Source organism: Vibrio sp. 10N.237.312.B06, from assembly GCF_041464685.1.
Taxonomy (GTDB): domain Bacteria; phylum Pseudomonadota; class Gammaproteobacteria; order Enterobacterales; family Vibrionaceae; genus Vibrio; species Vibrio tasmaniensis_A.
Window position 1 is genome coordinate 1 of record NZ_JBFSPI010000032.1, and the last position, 19,198, is coordinate 19,198.

The 19,198-nt window shown below is 43.7% G+C and carries 18 protein-coding genes; 6 read left to right on the forward strand and 12 right to left on the reverse strand.

Annotated elements, in window-relative coordinates; translation table 11 throughout:
- Positions 1 to 152 precede the first annotated feature (152 nt).
- Both AB6C75_RS10755 and clcA read right to left on the reverse strand, forming a co-directional pair.
- A complete protein-coding gene (locus tag AB6C75_RS10755) occupies positions 153 to 1,133 on the reverse strand; it encodes a TDT family transporter (RefSeq protein WP_029222915.1) in 981 nt (326 codons plus the stop codon).
- Positions 1,134 to 1,434: 301 nt separating this feature from the next.
- On the reverse strand, positions 1,435 to 2,841 hold the full coding sequence (gene clcA / locus AB6C75_RS10760) for a H(+)/Cl(-) exchange transporter ClcA (RefSeq protein WP_029225590.1): 1,407 nt from the start codon (positions 2,839 to 2,841) through the stop codon (positions 1,435 to 1,437).
- A gap of 540 nt (positions 2,842 to 3,381) precedes the next feature.
- Here clcA and AB6C75_RS10765 point away from each other — a divergent pair.
- From AB6C75_RS10765 to AB6C75_RS10775, 3 genes are all read left to right on the forward strand, one after another.
- Positions 3,382 to 4,365: a GTP-binding protein gene (locus AB6C75_RS10765; RefSeq protein ID WP_372107761.1), complete on the forward strand. Its 984-nt coding sequence runs from the start codon at positions 3,382 to 3,384 to the stop codon at positions 4,363 to 4,365.
- Between the two features lie 182 nt (positions 4,366 to 4,547).
- On the forward strand, positions 4,548 to 5,834 hold the full coding sequence (locus AB6C75_RS10770) for a DEAD/DEAH box helicase (RefSeq protein WP_012600498.1): 1,287 nt from the start codon (positions 4,548 to 4,550) through the stop codon (positions 5,832 to 5,834).
- Between the two features lie 164 nt (positions 5,835 to 5,998).
- Positions 5,999 to 6,619, forward strand: coding sequence for a LysE family translocator (locus tag AB6C75_RS10775; RefSeq protein WP_065675441.1), 621 nt, complete (start codon positions 5,999 to 6,001; stop codon positions 6,617 to 6,619).
- 249 nt (positions 6,620 to 6,868) lie between these two features.
- Here AB6C75_RS10775 and AB6C75_RS10780 read toward each other — a convergent pair whose 3' ends face one another.
- The gene (locus AB6C75_RS10780; RefSeq protein ID WP_372107762.1) at positions 6,869 to 8,896 is read right to left on the reverse strand and encodes a PhoX family phosphatase; all 2,028 of its coding nucleotides are present in this window, start codon (positions 8,894 to 8,896) and stop codon (positions 6,869 to 6,871) included.
- 254 nt (positions 8,897 to 9,150) lie between these two features.
- Between AB6C75_RS10780 and AB6C75_RS10785 the strand changes: the two genes are divergently transcribed.
- Positions 9,151 to 9,492: a YggL family protein gene (locus AB6C75_RS10785; RefSeq protein ID WP_004731398.1), complete on the forward strand. Its 342-nt coding sequence runs from the start codon at positions 9,151 to 9,153 to the stop codon at positions 9,490 to 9,492.
- 267 nt (positions 9,493 to 9,759) lie between these two features.
- On the opposite strand, the gene AB6C75_RS10790 is transcribed toward AB6C75_RS10785, so the two are convergent.
- Both AB6C75_RS10790 and AB6C75_RS10795 read right to left on the reverse strand, forming a co-directional pair.
- Positions 9,760 to 10,215: an exoribonuclease R gene (locus tag AB6C75_RS10790; RefSeq protein WP_372107763.1), complete on the reverse strand. Its 456-nt coding sequence runs from the start codon at positions 10,213 to 10,215 to the stop codon at positions 9,760 to 9,762.
- 158 nt (positions 10,216 to 10,373) lie between these two features.
- Positions 10,374 to 11,303, reverse strand: coding sequence for a DMT family transporter (locus AB6C75_RS10795; RefSeq protein ID WP_372107775.1), 930 nt, complete (start codon positions 11,301 to 11,303; stop codon positions 10,374 to 10,376).
- A gap of 149 nt (positions 11,304 to 11,452) precedes the next feature.
- On the opposite strand from AB6C75_RS10795, the gene AB6C75_RS10800 reads away from it, so the two are divergent.
- The gene (locus AB6C75_RS10800) at positions 11,453 to 11,911 is read left to right on the forward strand and encodes an Lrp/AsnC family transcriptional regulator (RefSeq protein ID WP_102250017.1); all 459 of its coding nucleotides are present in this window, start codon (positions 11,453 to 11,455) and stop codon (positions 11,909 to 11,911) included.
- 219 nt (positions 11,912 to 12,130) lie between these two features.
- Here the strand turns inward: AB6C75_RS10800 and AB6C75_RS10805 are convergent, their stop codons facing one another.
- On the reverse strand, positions 12,131 to 12,373 hold the full coding sequence (locus AB6C75_RS10805) for a hypothetical protein (RefSeq protein ID WP_009845471.1): 243 nt from the start codon (positions 12,371 to 12,373) through the stop codon (positions 12,131 to 12,133).
- Positions 12,374 to 12,633: 260 nt separating this feature from the next.
- The gene (locus AB6C75_RS10810) at positions 12,634 to 13,209 is read right to left on the reverse strand and encodes a hypothetical protein (protein WP_012600510.1); all 576 of its coding nucleotides are present in this window, start codon (positions 13,207 to 13,209) and stop codon (positions 12,634 to 12,636) included.
- A gap of 96 nt (positions 13,210 to 13,305) precedes the next feature.
- Here AB6C75_RS10810 and AB6C75_RS10815 point away from each other — a divergent pair, with 96 nt between their 5' ends.
- Positions 13,306 to 13,986, forward strand: coding sequence for an SH3 domain-containing protein (locus AB6C75_RS10815; RefSeq protein WP_372107764.1), 681 nt, complete (start codon positions 13,306 to 13,308; stop codon positions 13,984 to 13,986).
- 1,052 nt (positions 13,987 to 15,038) lie between these two features.
- On the opposite strand, the gene AB6C75_RS10820 is transcribed toward AB6C75_RS10815, so the two are convergent.
- From AB6C75_RS10820 to AB6C75_RS10840, 5 genes are all read right to left on the reverse strand, one after another.
- Positions 15,039 to 15,176, reverse strand: a complete 138-nt coding sequence (locus tag AB6C75_RS10820; protein ID WP_009845457.1) for a TIGR02808 family protein — start codon at positions 15,174 to 15,176, stop codon at positions 15,039 to 15,041.
- A gap of 11 nt (positions 15,177 to 15,187) precedes the next feature.
- On the reverse strand, positions 15,188 to 15,769 hold the full coding sequence (locus AB6C75_RS10825) for a NapC/NirT family cytochrome c (RefSeq protein ID WP_009845456.1): 582 nt from the start codon (positions 15,767 to 15,769) through the stop codon (positions 15,188 to 15,190).
- A gap of 29 nt (positions 15,770 to 15,798) precedes the next feature.
- A complete protein-coding gene (locus tag AB6C75_RS10830; RefSeq protein ID WP_009845455.1) occupies positions 15,799 to 16,260 on the reverse strand; it encodes a nitrate reductase cytochrome c-type subunit in 462 nt (153 codons plus the stop codon).
- A 125-nt stretch (positions 16,261 to 16,385) separates the two neighbouring features.
- Positions 16,386 to 18,875, reverse strand: coding sequence for a periplasmic nitrate reductase subunit alpha (napA, locus tag AB6C75_RS10835; protein ID WP_135381549.1), 2,490 nt, complete (start codon positions 18,873 to 18,875; stop codon positions 16,386 to 16,388).
- Positions 18,872 to 19,177: a chaperone NapD gene (locus AB6C75_RS10840; RefSeq protein WP_009845453.1), complete on the reverse strand. Its 306-nt coding sequence runs from the start codon at positions 19,175 to 19,177 to the stop codon at positions 18,872 to 18,874. Before AB6C75_RS10840 ends, napA begins: the two co-directional genes overlap by 4 nt.
- Between the last annotated feature and the right edge of the window lie 21 nt (positions 19,178 to 19,198).

Sequence of the window (19,198 nt, forward strand, 5' to 3'; positions counted from 1 at the left end):
GACAGCTCGGAAGGATCCTTCAACCGATCACTTTGGCTTTAACTGATCGGCATTATCACATTGTGAGGCCTTTTTTCGTTTGGTTTGTCCAGCGAGAGACAATTGGAGATTGGAGTAGGGGGTGATCAGGGTAAGATCTTCTGGTGTTCGTTTTAAGAACGCTTAACCTTTTTGGACATGTAATCAGAATCAAAAAACTCAGGCCAGTACATTTTCACATAACCGCCTGCCACCCAAATCACTAGGATGGTCGCGATGGTTAATTCAAAGAAGCCGAATTTATGCAGCCAATACCATTGTGGGTATTCAGCACCGAAAAATGTGGTTAAGCGGTGCATCGCAATGGCGCTGATCACGGACGGGAAGGTGACGGCTGCAATCGAAGGTTGGAACTTAAGACGCATTAGACGGATGTAACATAAGTAAATCAATAGAGTCATGGTGATAGCAATGCCAGCCAATGCTCCTGTCAGAATCGGATCTGGGTTGTCGAAGTTCACCAAGTAAGCGGCTAAAGATAAGTTAACCGGAGCCGCCATGATTGCGAGTGTTGGTCTTGCTCGACGTGGCAGGTTTCCTTCGAATACCAAGCGGTACAACACCACTGGCAGCATTAGGAAATAGATACCGATACAAGTGGCCGCCAGTGTCTCTGAAAAAACGGTGTGTCCAAACTGTGTACCTGCTAAGGAACTGCTGATTAACCCCACGGGATACAGGAACCAACTCGGCACAATGTTCGACATTTTGAAATTGAGGATCTGGAAACTAAAGAACAACACCATCATGGTAAAATGCAATAACAACGCGCAGAACCAGACTGGATAGGCGATTATTGGAGATATCTCGGCGAGATAGTCACATAGAATCAATAACGCCATGCTCATCGGCGCCATTAAGCTTCCGCTAAGTGGATGGCGAATGTCATTGATAAAAGTATCAAAACTTGTGAGATAACGAAGTAAAACGGGCAGCAATAACAGTGCGCCAAACGCAGCAAGGTAAGGACGAATAAGCTCACCAACCCCTGGAAGATATAATGCCCAAGCTTGCCCCAGCCCTATAACGCCAAGTGCTAAAGACGCCTGAGATGGTGGAACATTCTTTACTTGGGTTAATCTTCTCCAGTTCAACGACTTGCTCCACTCAGTTAAATGTAGAACGTATACTCTAATCAAAACGTTCAGTCATGCTCACAATCGGTGTTGTTAGGCATGTAAATAATTTCGTGGATAATAGCAAGTTTAACGTTTGCTTTTAAGGTTTTGATTCGAAATTGATATATAAAGCGCGATGAAAGTGTTTTTGATTTTCTTGAGTGTTCTATAAATATTGAGCTTGGTTTGCTTATTGTAGTAGTGGAATTTGACTGTATTAGTGGAACTTAACGAGTTACGTTTAAGTCCCACATTTGAACTGACGTTTTCAATGTAATTAACGAACTTCCTCTTGCTGAGGGAGATCTTGCTGTCTTAGTTTCTCGTTTTTCAGCGTACGGTTAAGTAGTTGGCTGTAAATTGGCTGACCACCTAACATCTGAGCAATGATTACCGCGCCTAAGCAGGTGATGATCAACGGTAAGATGAGGTAGTAGTTATTGGTCATTTCAATAACCAACAGTATGCCAGTGATAGGCGCTCGCACGGTGGCGGCAAATAAGGCGCCCATGCCAGCAATCGCAAACATACCCGGCTCTATGTTCAGTTCAGGAAAGAATGCAGCCGCGATAAGTCCAAACGCGTAACCAAAGAGTGTTCCTAGAGCAAGCATTGGTGCAAAGATACCACCCGGTGCACCAGAGCCGAAACAAAGTAGCGTGGTGAGCACGCGCCCTAAGAAGATTAACAGCAGTACGTTTGCGCTGTAGTTGCCATTAGTGATATTTGGGATGATACCAATACCACCGCCAGTCAACTCGGGTATATAGAGCAGCAATAAGCCAAAGCAACCGCCCAACAGGGAGCCTGTCATTAAGTAGCGTTTACGATCATTCTTGTGTATTGCCACAAACAGGTCTTGCGAAAGTGTAATCAGCTTATTGAAAATCACACCAAACAGGCCGAACAATACGCCTAACAACAAGAATAACCACAGAGCATCCAGTTCAGGCGGTTGGTATTGAGGCATTGTGATAACGGCAGATTGGCCATTGATCGAACGAAATACAATATTGGCTGAAACCGCGGAGATGATGACGGCTTTAATTGAAATGAGTGAGTAGCGAAACTGCGGTCTCATCTCCTCGACTACAAACATGATTCCGGCGAGTGGTGCGTTGAATGCCGCGGCCAAACCACCTGCGGCACCCGAAGCCAATAGTGAATGTCGGGCGTCGTCATCTTTGACTCGAAAGATATCGGTGACCATGCGGCCAATACTGCCGCCCATTTGAACGGTTGGTCCTTCACGGCCTAAAACCATACCAGAACCTAATGCGCCCATACCGCCAAAGAATTTTACTGGCAATACTCTCCACCATCGAACAGGGCGCATACCGTCCATCGCCCCTTCAATTTCAGGGATGCCTGAGCCTGCAGCCTCTGGAGCGAAACGGTGAACAAGGAAGTAACCAATAAAGGCAAATGCAGCACTAATAAGGAAAGCGGCGAGCCAAAGAGGTAAATAGCTACCTATTTCATCTTTAAGCCAATCGGTACGAGTTTCGGTGATGAAATGAACCGCGACTTCGAAATAGGTACCTACCACGCCAGCAAGTACACCTACAATACAAGAAAGAAAGAGAACGGAAGCGGGTGTTTTATCTCTTGAGAGAAATTGATTAATAGCATCCCTTGGCATTTTGGCGAGTAGGGACTGCTTAATTTTCTCTCTTCTGGTCATTGAGATAAGGCTCCTGAATGGGTTGAGGCGGGACTGCAATAAATTATACGCGTCCTCTGCATATCCTATAGCAGCAAAGATGCAAAGTTGAATTTCATTTATGGAATATACGTGTTACATAAATGGAATCTATAGGCAATAGTTGAATCGCCGTCACAATTTTGATCGATTCTCCGGTGGCGGCTTGAATATCCCAAAAAATGAACCATAGTTAAATCGTAAAGCAACATAACGAACCGCAAGGAGAAGTGAGGTTTTACACACAATTTGGATGGATTCAGAATAAAGTTTTAGTTCCTCGTTAAATGTTCAGGTCGATATTTAAGGCTTCCTGATTCGCGAACTCACGATTGAGTAACGAGGGTGAGGCGTACTGAGTAAGTACGCCTTTAGTTCGTCTGGAGCATTCCTTTTTCATAGTTCCCCCCTTTCTAGTGACACTCATACAACTTCTGGCTTAAATCATTCTCCGTATAAACAAGCGATTGGGGTCAATTTCTCCGTGATTGTGTATATACTCCTAAAAAAAGGAGAACTGATATGACCAAAAAAGTTCCTACAAACATAATTACGGGTTTCTTGGGTGTTGGCAAAACGACAGCTATTTTGAACCTGCTCAAAAATAAACCTGAGAATGAAAACTGGGCTGTCCTAGTTAATGAGTTCGGCGAAATCGGTATTGATGGCGCATTAATGACAGACCAAGGTGCTTTAATTAAAGAAGTACCGGGTGGCTGCATGTGCTGTACTGCGGGCGTGCCTACGTCAGTGGGCATTAATGCTTTGCTGCGCCAAAAGCCAGACCGTTTATTGATTGAACCTACAGGGCTTGGTCATCCAAAGCAGGTTATTGCGACGTTAACTTCAGAGCAATACACACCTTACGTTGACCTAAAAGCGACGCTAGGTTTGGTTGACCCAAGAAATCTGTCGATTGAGAAATATACGTCTAATCAGAACTTCAATGATCAATTAGATAGTGCTGACGTGATTATCGGAACCAAAGTAGATTTGGTTCACTCTGAAGATATCGACGCATTCAATGATTGGGTGACGGATCAAACGCCAGCAAAAGTCTTCCATAAGCTAATTCACGATGGTGAAGTGCCATTGGAAGTGTTGGACATTGAAAGAGTATACGGCAGTGCGTCCTCTCATATTGAAGCGCATCATCACGATCACGCTGAGCAAGAGCCTCAATTCCAACTTCCTCCCGGTGAAGCTTTCATCCGTAAAGAGAATAAAGGACAGGGCTATTTCAGTTGCGGTTGGCTATTTGGCGCAGAGCATAAGTTCGACTTTGATGCGCTGTTTTCAATGCTGTCGGATCTTACGGCTGAGCGTGTAAAAGCCGTGGTGAATACTGAACAAGGTTGCTATGCGTTTAACGTGGCGAATCAAGTGGTGTCAGTGAATGAAATTTCCCTTGATGGCTTTGAGTCTCGTCTTGAAGTGATCGACTCGCAGTTAATGCCTTGGGACGATCTCGAGCAGATTCTACTCAAGCTGTGTGGCATCAAATAGCGCCATTTTTACTGTTTGAACTGATGATCTCGGTGTTTACTTCGTTGAAGGTGGGGTAAACACCAGATTAAATGAGAAAGTTTGCGTTATATCACGATAAATGTGAGATAAATCACTCTAATTACTTTATAGTGCTCGGCTGAAATAAGAATGTAGGCTGTCTGCTTAAGGAACCCGTAACAATGTCATTTTCCTCTCAAGGTTTTGCTCCTGAATTAGTCAAAGCGTTGACTGAGTGTGGTTATGAAAAACTCACTCCAATTCAACAAAAAGCGATTCCAATGGCTCGTAAAGGCCATGATATTTTTGCTACTGCTCAAACCGGTACGGGTAAAACAGCGGCATTTTCATTGCCTGTTATCCAACACCTTTTGAACAGCGGTAAAAAGGCGTCTAGAGGAACGGCTCGCGGTCTTATTCTTGCTCCAACTCGAGAGCTAGCTGCGCAGATCGCTCAAAACATTAAAGACTACGTTAAATACACTGAACTAAGCGTTTCAGCGGTTTACGGTGGTAACAAAATGTCTTCACAAGTTCGTCAATTAGAACTGGGTGTTGATATTTTGGTTGCAACACCAGGCCGTTTAGAAGAGCACTTAGAAGCGGGTAACGTGTCTATCGCAAACCTAGAATTTCTAGTATTTGATGAAGCTGACCGTATCCTTGATATGGGCTTTATCAATGCCGTTCGTAAGATCATGCTAGATGTAGAAACATCACCGCAAATCATGATGTTCTCTGCAACGACTTCTACTCAGTTAAACCAACTGTCTGTTGATATTCTGCGTAAACCAAAACGTATCAGTGTTGAGCGTGAAAACTCAACGGCTGCAACTGTTGGTCACGTGGTGTATCCAGTTGATCAAGAGCGTAAAACAGAGTTACTTTCTGAGCTGATCGGTCGTAAAAACTGGCGTCAAGTGCTTGTTTTCGTGAACTACAAAGAAACAGCAAACGATGTAGTTAAAGAGCTCAAGCTTGACGGCATTAAAGCGGTACTTTGTCACGGTGATAAAGCGCAAAGTGCTCGTCGTCGTGCGTTGGATGACTTCAAAGAAGGCAGAGCGCGCGTAATGGTTGCAACCGACGTTGCGGCACGTGGCCTTGATATCGAAGACTTACCACACGTAATTAACTATGACATGCCTTTCCTAGCGGAAGATTACGTTCACCGTATTGGTCGTACAGGTCGTGCTGGTAAACAAGGTCATGCAATCTCTTTTGTTAACCGCGAAGAAGAGCTGACTGTTGTTCAAGTCGAAAAACTGATTCAACAACGTATTCGCCGTGTTGAACAACCGGGTTATGAACCGAAGAAACGTGATGCTTACATCGAGAAGCTGAACACTAAATCGGCTTACAAAAACCGCCAAGGTCGTAAGAACAACGCGAACGAAGAGCCTCAAGATCAAGCAAGCGCTGAACGTCGTTTGACTATGATGAAGCGAATTAAAAACCGTCGTAAGTAATTACGGTTGGTGACTAAAAAGAGCCACTGTTATGTGGCTCTTTTTGTTTGTATTGTTCGTAATATTGGTTATTGTCATCACGACTTCGTTTCAACATCGCTTCATTTCAAGTCCGATCAAGAAGCAAAAGCCACTAAATAAAAATAAGCCAGTAAGGTAATAATATGGATAGCGCACTACTTTGGGCTTTTATTCCCACGTTTTTCTTCGTGTCAATCACGCCCGGTATGTGTATGACTTTGGCGTTGACACTTGGAATGAGTGTTGGATACAAACGTACATTATGGATGATGATCGGTGAACTGGCCGGTGTCGCTGTGGTTTCCATTGCTGCGGTATTGGGTATTGCATCTATTATGTTGAACTACCCGTGGCTATTTACGGGCTTCAAGTTTGTTGGTGCAGCTTACTTGTTCTATTTAGGCGTTCAGATGTGGCGTTCGAGAGGCAAATTAGCGATCAGCACTGATAACCAAACAACCAAAGTCAGCAATGATTGGGATTTGGTGGTGCAAGGCTTCGTAACGGCAATCGCAAATCCTAAAGGCTGGGCATTTATGATTTCCTTATTGCCTCCTTTTATTAACAGTAATAAAGACTTAGCGCCGCAGTTGTTCATTTTAGTGTCTATTATTCTGGTTTCTGAATTTGTCTGCATGACCTTATACGCGACAGGCGGAAAGAGCTTAAAGCATATGTTGGGCAAAGCCGATAACGTTAAGTTGATGAACCGTATTGCTGGCACGCTGATGATGGGTGTTGGTGTTTGGTTGTTCGTGAGTTAATTGTGATCAGCGGTAACGGTTTGAGATCCCGATTCAGTCGTTCCTCCTTCTCGAGGATGACGGTGCGTGATTTGGTTTGGGGTGAAGAGCAGTTCACAAAGCCGCAGATCATTAGTTGAATCAAAGATCGTATAGAATTTAAAAAAAGAGCGATAGGGCATTTAGCCTTATCGCTCTTTTTGATTTTACTTAGCTAGCGAACAGAAACTAGATAATAGTAAGGTTGATGATCTTAGCTAGATTTGCGTATTAAACTGCGATTTCACCGCCGTCTTCACGGCGAATCACAACGGTAGATGCTCTTGGACGAACGTTGCCTTGAGTTTGTGCGGTTGCATCTTGAGACGATGGCCAGTTTGCTGGGTGTTGAATGTTCACAAACAGTGATTTGAAATCCGGGCTGATGGTAAAGCCAGTTACTTCACAACCGTTTGGACCAACAAAGAAGCGTTTAAGTTGTGCTTGGTTGTTTGCATCAATTACCGCGCTGTTGCCGTTGTCATCCGTTAGCTGAGATGGAACCACTGCCAGCATTTGGTCATTGGTGTAGCCAGTAACTTCGTCTGCGCCGTTATCCGTCTGAATCCAGAGAATGCCACGAGCATCGAACGCTAAGCCGTCAGGGCTCGCGAATTGGTTCATGTCTGTTAGACCTGAGCGGTTAATAGACTTGTCATCCACTGCTGGAGAGCCAAATACGAAGATATCCCAATCGAACTCACCTGCTGTTTTGCCTTCATCCCAACGAATAACATGACCGAACTTGTTGTCTACGCGAGGGTTCGCAGAGTTCGCTTCTTTACGCTTGTTGTTATTAGTTAGCGTTAGGTAAGCCGTACCTGTCATTGGGTCAACAGAGCACCATTCTGGGCGATCCATAGGGGTTGCGCCTACAAGGTCGGCGGCGCCTGCTGTGTTGATGATAAGAGCTGCTTGAGAGTCAAATGAATCACCTAGCTTGCCACCGTTTGTCGTCTTGCTACTCAGAGTTAGCGGTAGCCAAGTACCTGAACCATCATCATTGAATTTAGCCACATACAGCGTGCCTTTGTCCATGTACTTGTCACCCGCGCTTAGCCGATTACTCGGCTCTGCGTCACGTGGGTCCCATTTCGCTTCAGAAACGAACTTGTACAGGTATTCAAAGCGAGAATCGTGGCCAGAATAGAACACGATAGGCTCACCTTTAGTAAGTTTGCCAAACGTACAACCTTCATGACGGAAACAACCCAGTGCAGAACGTTTCTTAGCGCGAGAGTTCGCTGTGTATGGGTCGATTTCGACAATGTAGCCGTGACCATGTGCTTCGTTACGGTAGTCATCAATCGGCGAATCAGCGCTTGGTGTTACGTCAAAGCGTGCAAACTCGTCTAAGCGTTCTTGTTTATTGCCTGAAAGCGTGTCCCAACCGTAACGTGTTTTGTCGGTTGCGATACCAATACGTTCTTGTGCTGGCGTTGTCTCGCCTTTGTTAACAAAATAACCCGGCCAGTTTTCTTCACACGTTAGGTAAGTGCCCCATGGCGTGTAGCCATTACCACAGTTGTTTAACGTGCCACGAGCTTGGCTGCCGTCTTGTGAGAACTTGGTTTTGGTAAATTCACTGTGAGCAACAGGGCCAGATAGATCCATTACGGTTGCGCCTGTGTAGCGGCGGTTCAGTGGATCGTTATCGACCATCACCCATTGGTTGCCTTCAAGTTTTACTCGAACAACACTCACGCCGTGCGCGTTGATCTCTTTGCGTACTTCATCAAGGCTAGGGCGGTTGCCTTCATCGTATGTTGGACCATTAGTGTGCAGTGCTTTTTGGTCGATGTATTCGTGGTTGATCACCAACAAGCCGTCGTTACTGTTGCCATCAAGCGGGAAGAAGTGCATGCCGTCGTGGTGCATGCCCAGTGAGTTCGCTTGATCTTGTGCGTTGTTGGTTCCATCTTTTAACCAAGCCTTGCCTTGCTTGTTCAGTGGGGTACCCCAAGGAACTAATACCTGTGCTGTGTAGCCTTTCGGCACAACGACACTGTCTGTCAATGATCCTTTAACCGATTCGAATGCCAGTGTTGCAGTGCTTTTTTGTGCGCCCGTTGCTTGCATTGTCGCAGCGTTAGCCGTGCTGTGACCCGCTAAACCAAACGCGCCAAATGCGGTCATTGCACTGATGCCTAAACCGCCTTTCAGAACGTTTCTTCTTGAAAGGTTCGCATCTAGAACTTCTTCGAAAGGCTTGTTGTTACTCTTGTTAAAACGAGTGCTATCAAATGTTTCCTTGCTCATCGGGACTGCTTCCTGTTGGCTGACTTTATTATTCGTTATTTATGACTTACCCATTTACTAATGAATTGGTTAATAACTTGGGCTGATGTGTGAGCAATCGTGAAGCAGTTAAGTGACAGATTTTTATAGTTTTGATTAAGGTTTTGTTTCTGTAGCACGATTTTTGCTGCTAAGCCTCTCGTGCAATACAAAACTCTTGGGAATTAACGAAGAACTGTGTATAAATGCTTTATCAAACGAAAAGAGAGACAGTTATGAAATTAGATAAAATCGAAAACAAAAATCGCCGCCTACGCAAGAAGTTATACCTAGGTGAATTCGCTATTCTAGGTTTTGAAGTAAGCTGCACGACTTCGATTGCTGATTTTGACCAATACGATGTGTTCATCGATGAATTTATCGATTTTATCGACAGCATCGGCCTGTGCTTTGGTGGCGGTGGTTTAGAGCTGTTCGAAGGTTTCTTATGTTCTATTGAGCGCTACCGTTCAGTGACAGAAGCAGAGCAACTGCAAGTAGCGCAGTGGCTTGAAGCTCGCGCAGAAGTAAGCAAAGTTGAAGTAAGCGAACTTGTTGACGCAAACTACGCATTCTAATTTGGTGGTGTATGGTTCGCTCAGCTGAAATCGATTGAGCTTTCGTGAGAGAACTTTGACACATCAGATAAAAGGCCCAGTCGGTATGTCGATTGGGCCTTTTGCGTTTGGTCAGCTTAACACCAGACCTCGGGTTTCGAGTGTTGTAGGTTTCTTCGATTTAGAACCTGTACGACTTGTCCAAGGGGGAGCGAGCAACTAGTTGGAGTGTTTGAAGCAGAATTGGAAATATGCGCTTTTTCAATTCGTCCCGTGACTTAGTGCTCTTTACTTAGCGTCGTTTTCTTCGTTCACTTTTGCATAGAAGTGCAGCAACTCTGTGAGCTCTTTTACCCAACCAAATGCTTCTGTCGGTGCTTTCAACAAAATCTGCTCGACTTTGTCACAGTGAGTTTCAAGGCTGATCGCTTGTTCAAGGTTGAACGACATTGCATAGAAGTGCCAAAGTAATAGGCGAGTCATGCGCTCGATGTTTTGTTGTGAGTTATCCGACTCACTAAACGCAAGGTTCACTTCACTTAGCGCGATTGCTGTCATTCGCAACATCGCATCAAATTTTGCTGATTGCATACGCTCGTCATTGGTCACTTCTTCCTGTTCGAACGTAAACAGTTCCGTCATTGCATCTTCAGGGACAAGGCGATGAATCATTCTTAAACTAAATTCTTCTAGTTCTTCACGAGGCATGTTGTTTAAGCAAGTTAAAGTGTAATCGCGTTGCATGGTGTTCTCTTGGATCTGCAAAAAGGTCAGACAGTTTAATGGAGAAGCGAGTTCAGAAAAAGCAGATTTTAGATAAGCCTACGTTTGTAGGCTTATCTATGTACTACAAGCCCTAAAATTGATGTTTAGGGAAACTGTATTTAGGTTTGAACGCAGTATCAGGCTTTGCTATGGCTTGGCGGTTGATATTGCATAGACTGGTCGTTTCTCATGAAAATGTTACTCGCGACCAAGCTGCCAATACAAATTGAACCAAGCGCTAACCAAGTCATCGTATCTGGAATCTCGTTAAACAGTGTGATCGCCAACAAAGTTGCAACGGCGGGTGTTGCACTGCCAAAGGCGGCTGAGCGCTCTGCTCCTAATGTATTGACAGCATAGAGATAAGTGAATGCCGCTATTAAGCCTGCACCGACGCCTTGCACCGCTGAATGTGTGGCAAGCTCTGTGACTGGCCATTGAGCAATTGGTGTGCTCATTAAATGGCTAGGGAGGGTTCCTGTAAGGATAAGGACCAGCAACAGCAAGGTGGAACAGAATGAGATAAAACCTGCACTCACGAGCGCATTAAGGTTGGCAACACGTGCTGAGATGGTAAAAGTCGCCCACATCAAGCTGCCAAACAAAAACAACACGTGACCTTTGGTATATTCAAAGTTGAAGCTGCTTAAGCTACTTCCCAGAAACAACAATATCCCAAGCGAAACCAGACCTAAACCAACGACACGGTGTCGGCTAAGCGGCTGCTTAAAAAAGAGTACCGCGATCCCTGTTACGAATAGAGGAAGCGTTCCCGGAACTAAAGCACTCCCGTGTGATACCGGAACGAACTGCATGGCTGTTCCTGCAACGAGTAAATAAGGTAACCCGCACCCCACAAACATACCGGCCAAGTATCGATTCGGGACAGCAGCGATCGTGCTACGTGCTTTCCACACCAAAGGTAATAGCGCCAATGCTGGTATGAGGAATCGAGTCAGTGCGATGTCTGCAGGTGTTAAGTCTGAATTTGCGCCGCCTTTAAGAGAAAGGAAAAAGCTCGCCCAGATGAGCAGAGTGACAATAATAGATAGGTAGCCAAGCTTCATAATAAACAAGGAAAGTGGATGATGACTCATTATGGGGTACTTGGTGTGCCACAGGTTGGCAAGTTTTGTTCTAACTTAAGTTATTGTTGATGATTTCTGCTAATATCTTGTCAATTGTTAACAAATTTAACCAATAATTGGTATTTGCTATGGATAGGATTGATAGACATCTTCTTGAGTTGCTTCAGAAAGACGGCAGGCTAACCACCGCTGAGTTAGCTGATGAAGTTGGCTTATCGGCTTCACCGTGCGCGAGGCGCATCAAAAGACTGGAAGAAAAAGGGATTATTGATGGCTACCGTGTGAGCCTGTCACGGGAACAGGTCGGCATCGCAATGAGCGTGTTTGTTGAGGTGAGCTTGAACAACCACCAAGAAGTGTCGATTGATAAATTTGAAAGTGCGGTTGTCGAGATGGAAGAGGTCATCAGCTGCCACGTTGTATCTGGGGCTTACGATTACTTGTTAGAAGTTGTCAGCCCTAACTTGATGGCTTACGAAGCATTTACCAGAAAGCTACAGCGACTCTCCAACGTAAAAGACATACATACCCATCTTGCGATTAGGCAAGTGAAAGGCAATGCGCCACTTCCGGTTTATACGAGCTAACGGTTTATACGAACAAACTGTCTATACGAACTAACAGTTTACACCGACTAAGCCGTAGGTAGGTGACACGCTGCCCGATGACATGAGCTGAAAAAGAAATGATTTTATGACTAATAGGAAGTACGGTCGCTATTAACGGCTATCTGACGAATGCGGATACGCAACAATAAAAAACGGAGCACCTCGTGAAAGGTACTCCGTATATGATAGGTGCAAAACTTAGTGATACTTAAAGTTAGAGATTGAACAATCCCCGGTTTGAGCGTTGATTCTGAATGAAAAAGCATGTGAATGATAATCCACACCGTCATTCCAAATCGTCTCTCCAAATATCTTACATAGCTCTAGCTCACTTACTGAACCGAACTCTTCCATGTGTTTAGCGACAGATAAAAGTTTACCTCTTATCTCTGCAGTCCCTTCCGTGTTACTCAAGCAGTTGAAAGCCATAGTTTTTTGCATATTACCTAGCCAAAATATTTCTTGTTATTAAGTTATATGAATAATCATGATAACAATTTTCTGGCGTTTGTAAATCTATTTTGTGATGAATATCTCACATAGTCGCTTGCATTGGTCGGAAATTGAACGTCATTGTTGATAGTTACCACATTAGTTTTACAACTTATTGATAAAGCTTTGACTGATTATATTTCTGAATGTGTTGGTTTGTTCGAACTATGATTATTGGGATAATCAAGTTAAGCAAGTGAGTAATCATTTCAGTTTTGTACATCGTTTATCGGTTGGTTTGTGTGGCGAGCTTCGTCAATCATCGTCGCTTCTTTACGGTATTTTGAAGAGAGCTGACGAAATTTTTTACTGAGTGTATAAAGATCTTGCGAGAGTGATTGTGAGCTTTGTACGTGTACCTGTGCACTTTCTGTTTGACGCGGTAGTCTTGCTTTAGCGCAGTGTTTAGCTATGGTTTGCCACGAATGCGTTAGAGACTCCGCTCCATCTAGTTCTGTAGACACAATATACGCCTGTTTTAATAGAACCTCAGAGACATCATAAGCGGTATTCATATGACTATTGAGCTGCACATTAAATCTTTGTTCGTACTTTGCCCAAAGCCCAATGATCTGCTTTTCGTTGAAATGTTTCGATAGCAACGTTTGTGATTCATAGGTCGAGAGAACTTGGTTAAATTCTTTGGTGTATTGATTATAGCGTTCTTCAAATGATAACTGGCGATCTAACAGTGTTTGCCAGTTTTCACGGTCACAATGGTCTGCTAACGCGATATCGGCACTCAGAGGTACACTTATAATGACAACCTTCACCAAAAAATTCATGATTTACCTCTACTTAACTCGCTCTCTATTAAGAGTATAGATGAGCAGCAACATGAGTTGATGTACACTTGAAACATACCTAAAACGGAAGAGCTGGTGGATTTGATGAAAAAAGCGCTGATCGCTTTACTTGTGTTATTAATATTGGGCGGAGGAGGGGCTGCATACTATTTCTTCGTCATGAAAAAAGACCCCACTCCGCCAGAGAAAGAGGAAGCGCCGGCTGTTGAAGTCGCGGCGCAATCTGAATCTGACCTTGCATCCCTCACTAGTACTCAGCCTGAGCCAGAACAGACTGAGTTCTACGTTTTAGATAAAAAACTAAAAGTAGTCGAGCAGCCCGAAATTGATGGTTTGATAACCGACTATCTTTATAAGGGTGAAAAGGTCGAACTACTAGAGAAGCAAGGCGAATGGGCTCGTATCTCTGACTATATTGTTTTAAAGGAAGGCGGACCACAGACGGCGGAATGGATTTCAATGTCTGGGCTATCTAGTGATGAAGTGATTATCTCTGAGCAAGAAAACAGAGAGATACTAGATTCATACTTATCTAAATCCGATGATCTGAAGCTCCATCAAGAGAAGTTCCGCAACACGGTAGCTAAACTTATCTCTGAAGGGGAGTGCGACCCAAGTGATTTTGAAGAGTTAGGCGGTTGGGTTAAATCAGTTAAATACAGTAACCGAGATGTTTATTTTATTTATTGTGGTGGGTTGTCTCTTGAAAACAAAATTTATCTAGATGTAAATACTAATGAAACATTCACGAAGTAGGAGCCGATTCCCATTTAATATGGGTATTCGTCACTGACTTTTAATTACTCTATTTTTCCAAGATATTAACTAAAGCCTACTCATAGATTGAGTGGGCTTTTTTATGCTACCTATAATGCTTGTTTTTCTATTTACCCTGCAATTCATATTGAAGATTATATATAACCATCATTAAATATTTATTAATGAGTAATAAGGTCTTTCCTATTATTCTCATGATCAATCATTTCAAATTCCCACATTGCATTCTTCTTGAAACAAGCTGAGAGATATAGGTTTATCTCATATTAACAAAGGCTTATCTGCTTGGTGATAAAACTGAAATTAAATAAACTTTATTAATATCAGAGTTTTGCGTTTGTTTACATGTATTTAACATTTCATTGGTTTTGGGATGTAAGTCTAGTTTTTAATCATAATGCGAAAATATTATCTATTTGTAATAATACTTTTTGATTTTTAGTTGTAGGGTTTAATTAAAGCAAAACGTAAAGTTTAATTATCAACTAAGACATTATCTTATTAACATCATTGTTATTTAATTGCTTGTAAGGGATGGAATCATTAATGAAAAAACTTGCTTTAATTACAGGGTCAAAAGGCGGTATCGGCTCAGCAATTTCCTCTAAGTGTGATTCTAATCCAATTTCGCGACGAATCTAGTCAAATTGTTGATTTATTTACTCAAAACACCTGAAATTAATCGTGAAACACGTGAGATCAATAGTGAAACACATGAAATTAAAAACAAAAGGCCGAAATGTCACCGAGTTATGCTTCGATCTTAGCGATATTGTTTACAACGGTTAAGTGGCAGTGGTGTAGTAATAAGCGTTCTTTTCTAATCGAAGTGTCTATCTAAAGGGCTCTGTAGAAAGGTACTTTGTATTGTGGATGTGACTTAAGAGGTGAGGTAGGGAGGTTGCCACCTATTAATAAAAAGATAAAACGTTAGATAATAAAAAAGCCACTGAAATCAGTGGCTTTTTAGAGTCAACCCATATCAGAATGGATTAAAATTAGCTGATAAAAGTTGACGTACTCTTCGATTTCTAATCGATTTCTTTGTCTTTAGTCATAGATAAAAGCCAAAGAGATACGGCTGCAACACCTGCAAAGCCACCAAGAATGATAACTGGCATAGCGCTGTAACCTAGGATGTGCCAAATTACGTTCTCTAAAGTACTCATTCAATCGCTCCTTATTGCCAGCCTTCAACGCCGTGCATGTCTGGTAGTTTGTGTGCGATACCTTTGTGACAGTCTACACACGTTTTTTCACCAGAAGCTAGCGCTGTCGAGTGTTGTTTCGCACTACGAGGGCTCTGCTCTGAGAAGTCCATGTAATCGAACTGGTGACAGTTACGACACTCAAGTGAATCATTCTTTTTCAATCGAGCCCATTCGCGTTCTGCTAAGTGAGCACGACGTGCTTTGAACTTTTCTTCAGTATTGATGGTTTTCGCAATAAAGTGTGCGTATAGCTCTTTAGAAGCCTGAACCTTACGAACAATTTTATCTGTCCACTCATGAGGTACGTGACAGTCTGAACAGATAGCACGAACACCAGAACGGTTAGAGTAGTGAATTGTTTCTTGGATTTCAGCAACGATAGGTGCGTGACAACCAGAACAGAACTCTTCCGTATTGGTTGCTTCCATACCCGTGTTGAATGCACCCCAGAACAAAAGACCACCCGAGAAACCCAAGAACAAAACAACGCCTACCGCCGCTTTACTTGGTGTCGCGAGTCTTTTCCAAAACGCTTTAAGTAATTTTATCATATATAGCCTCTCTTACAGTCCGGCTACGATTAACGCAGTGAATCTACAGGTTTGAACTCGTTCTCAACTAGCGGTTTAGCATTAGCTTGAGGTACGTGACACTGTAGACAGAAGTAACGACGAGGTGAAACATCAGCAAGTACCGCATCTTCGCGGTTCATGTAGTGAGTTACACTCACTTTAGTTGCACCCATTTCTTTTGCGTTTTTCCAGCTATGACAAGCAAGACACTTGTTAGCGTTAAGAGACACTTCATAGCTACGAATAGTATGAGGTACTAAAGGTGGTTGGTATACGTAGTCACTCTCAAGTACTTGGTCACGAGGAAACTTTTTGAAGTCATCTGCTGCGCGAGTTGCTTCAAGTTCACTGGCACCACGTAGAGATTCTACGCCACCAATGCCGCCTGGGTTATCCAGCTCAGCTTGAGCTTGAACTGCACCAGCTAGCAAAAGACCAGCTGATAGTAGGGCAGTAATCAGTTTTTTCATGGTTAATTTCTCCGCCTAAAGGCTAATTCTTTGAGTGGACTACTTCCTTCAAAAAGTGATGAAAAAAGTAGTCGCAATATTAAATACGTTAGATCTTGTATCTAGGTTCGAAAAGCGCTTGGCTCTTAAGAAACCTTAGTGATCTTAACTGGACACTTCTTGTAATCCGTCTGCTTAGACAGAGGATCCGTTGCATCCAAGATCAACTTGTTGATCAGAATTCTTGCATCAAAGAATGGTACGAATACCAAGCCTTGTGGTGGACGGTTACGACCACGAGTTTCAACACGAACGCGTACTTCACCACGTTTGTTTTCGATAAGAACTTCATCACCACGGCGAAGGCCACGAGCTTTAGCATCAGCAGGGTGGATGTAACAAAGTGCATCCGGTACTGCTTTGTAAAGTTCTGGTACACGACGAGTCATAGTACCTGTGTGCCAGTGCTCAAGAACACGACCTGTACATAGCCACATGTCGTATTCGTCGCTTGGTACTTCTGGTGGCGCTTCGTAAGGAGCATTGATGATAAGAGCTTTACCATCTGGCTTACCGTAGAAATCCCAACCAGAACCTTTCTTAGCGTATGGATCTGAACCTTCTTTAAAGCGCCACAGTGTTTCTTTACCGTCAACAACAGGCCAACGTAGGCCGCGGACTTTGTGGTAAGTGTCGTAAGGTGCTAAATCGTGACCGTGGTCGCGACCAAAGGCTGCGTATTCTTCGAATAGACCTTTTTGAACGTAGAAACCTTGAGCTTGAGCATCGTCGTTAAGCTCTTGTGCTTCAGACAGTGGGAATGCATCAACGTTGCCGTTTTTGTACAGCACGTCGTACATCGTTTTACCACGATACTCAGGTGCTTTAGCTAGAAGCTCTTCGCCCCAAACTTCTTCAACAGTGAAGCGTTTAGAGAACTCCATGATTTGCCATAGGTCAGACTTTGCTTCACCTACGGTTTTAACTTGTTGGTACCATGCTTGTGTACGACGCTCAGCGTTACCGTAAGCACCTTCTTTTTCAATCCACATTGCAGTTGGAAGGATAAGGTCAGAAGCTTGAGCTGTTGCTGTTGGGTACGGGTCAGAACATACAATGAAGTTGTCTGGGTTACGGTAACCTGGTAGACGTTCAGTGTTGATGTTTGGACCAGCTTGCATGTTGTTGTTACACATTACCCAGTACGCGTTGATCGTACCATCTTTTAACGCACGGTCTTGCGCAACAGCGTGTTTACCCGGTTTAGGTGGGATAGTGCCTTCTGGAAGCTTCCAGATGTCTTCTGCAATCTTACGGTGTTTAGGGTTAGCAACCACCATATCTGCCGGTAGACGGTGAGAGAACGTACCTACTTCACGAGCTGTACCACATGCAGATGGTTGGCCAGTAAGTGAGAATGGGCTGTTACCTGGAGTAGAAATCTTACCTGTAAGAAGGTGGATGTTGTACACAAGGCTGTTCATCCATACACCACGAGTATGTTGGTTCATACCCATAGTCCAAAGTGACATTACTTTGATGTTTGGATCTGCGTATTGCTTAGCCAGCTTGATAAGGTCATCTTGAGATACACCTGACATTTCTGATGCTTTTTCAACGGTGTATTCAGCAACAGAAGCTTTGTAGTCTTCGAAGCTGATATCAGTCATTTTACCTGAGTTAGGGTTCGCAGCGGCTTTCTGTAGTGGATCATCGTCACGAAGGCCGTAACCGATGTCTGTCGTTGCTTGCTTGAAGTTCGTGTGTTTGTTCACGAATTCCCAGTTGACCGCATCGTTTTGAATGATGTAGTTAGCGATGAAGTTAGCAATCGCAAGATCTGATTGAGGTTCGAAGATGTAACCTGTGTCTGCAAGCTCGAAAGAACGGTGGTAGTAAGTAGACAGTACGTTTACTTTAACGTGTGGGTGGCTTAGACGACGGTCTGTAATACGAGTCCATAGTACTGGGTGCATTTCTGCCATGTTTGAACCCCACAGTACGAATGCATCTGCGTGTTCAAAGTCATCGTAACAACCCATTGGCTCATCGATACCGAAAGTACGCATGAATGCACCTACCGCAGATGCCATACAGTGACGAGCATTTGGATCGATGTTGTTTGAACGGAAGCCCGCTTTCATCAGCTTAACCGCTGCGTAGCCTTCCATTACTGTCCACTGGCCTGAACCGAACATACCAACGCCTGTTGGACCGTTCTTCTTCAGAGCGGCTTTCCATTTCTCAGCCATTACGTCGAAAGCTTTGTCCCAAGATACTGGTGCAAAATCACCATCCTTGTGGAACTCACCATCTTTCATACGAAGAAGAGGTTGTTCAAGACGGTCTTTACCGTACATGATTTTTGAAAGGAAGTAGCCTTTAATACAGTTAAGGCCTTTGTTTACCGGTGCTTCTGGATCGCCTTGAGTCGCGACCACTTTACCGTTTTGAGTACCAACTAGTACCGAACAGCCCGTACCACAAAAACGACAAGGCGCTTTATCCCACGTGATTTTTGTTTGATCAGAGCTAGCAATCAGGTTGGTTGCTGTTGCTGGTAGAGTTACACCTGCAACGGCTGCCGCTGATGCAGCTGCGTTTGCTTTCACAAACGCGCGTCTTGTCATTTTCATACTTCACCCTCAAGTTGAGAATTGTTGCTTCCAGTTTCTAAATCCGTTTCGTCTAGTCCAGTCTCGATTTGGTGATAAACCAAAGCTGTCCCTAAAACGTTCGTAATATTATTAATTTCTTCGATGGTGTCCGTAACAAAACCTTGGTTCTCGGTTTCTAGGACCACGATGATTTTGCCTTCAGGGCTACTGCCGTAGATTTCCGCATTATCGTATTGCTCGATTTGTGCTTTGATCTCGTCTAGATGCTCTGGGCTCACATGCACGACTAAACTTGATATATGCACTTCATTTAGTGCCATAAATTGCTCTCGTTATTTTTG

What these genes read in the sequence shown, in the direction of transcription:
- clcA (WP_029225590.1), bottom strand. Translation starts at nt 2,841, where the DNA reads ATGACCAGAAGAGAGAAAATTAAGCAGTCCCTACTCGCCAAAATGCCA.
- AB6C75_RS10765 (WP_372107761.1), top strand. Translation starts at nt 3,382, where the DNA reads ATGACCAAAAAAGTTCCTACAAACATAATTACGGGTTTCTTGGGTGTT.
- AB6C75_RS10770 (WP_012600498.1), top strand. Translation starts at nt 4,548, where the DNA reads ATGTCATTTTCCTCTCAAGGTTTTGCTCCTGAATTAGTCAAAGCGTTG.
- AB6C75_RS10775 (WP_065675441.1), top strand. Translation starts at nt 5,999, where the DNA reads ATGGATAGCGCACTACTTTGGGCTTTTATTCCCACGTTTTTCTTCGTG.
- AB6C75_RS10780 (WP_372107762.1), bottom strand. Translation starts at nt 8,896, where the DNA reads ATGAGCAAGGAAACATTTGATAGCACTCGTTTTAACAAGAGTAACAAC.
- AB6C75_RS10785 (WP_004731398.1), top strand. Translation starts at nt 9,151, where the DNA reads ATGAAATTAGATAAAATCGAAAACAAAAATCGCCGCCTACGCAAGAAG.
- AB6C75_RS10790 (WP_372107763.1), bottom strand. Translation starts at nt 10,215, where the DNA reads ATGCAACGCGATTACACTTTAACTTGCTTAAACAACATGCCTCGTGAA.
- AB6C75_RS10795 (WP_372107775.1), bottom strand. Translation starts at nt 11,303, where the DNA reads ATGAAGCTTGGCTACCTATCTATTATTGTCACTCTGCTCATCTGGGCG.
- AB6C75_RS10800 (WP_102250017.1), top strand. Translation starts at nt 11,453, where the DNA reads ATGGATAGGATTGATAGACATCTTCTTGAGTTGCTTCAGAAAGACGGC.
- AB6C75_RS10805 (WP_009845471.1), bottom strand. Translation starts at nt 12,373, where the DNA reads ATGCAAAAAACTATGGCTTTCAACTGCTTGAGTAACACGGAAGGGACT.
- AB6C75_RS10810 (WP_012600510.1), bottom strand. Translation starts at nt 13,209, where the DNA reads ATGAATTTTTTGGTGAAGGTTGTCATTATAAGTGTACCTCTGAGTGCC.
- AB6C75_RS10820 (WP_009845457.1), bottom strand. Translation starts at nt 15,176, where the DNA reads ATGAGTACTTTAGAGAACGTAATTTGGCACATCCTAGGTTACAGCGCT.
- AB6C75_RS10825 (WP_009845456.1), bottom strand. Translation starts at nt 15,769, where the DNA reads ATGATAAAATTACTTAAAGCGTTTTGGAAAAGACTCGCGACACCAAGT.
- AB6C75_RS10830 (WP_009845455.1), bottom strand. Translation starts at nt 16,260, where the DNA reads ATGAAAAAACTGATTACTGCCCTACTATCAGCTGGTCTTTTGCTAGCT.
- napA (WP_135381549.1), bottom strand. Translation starts at nt 18,875, where the DNA reads ATGAAAATGACAAGACGCGCGTTTGTGAAAGCAAACGCAGCTGCATCA.
- AB6C75_RS10840 (WP_009845453.1), bottom strand. Translation starts at nt 19,177, where the DNA reads ATGGCACTAAATGAAGTGCATATATCAAGTTTAGTCGTGCATGTGAGC.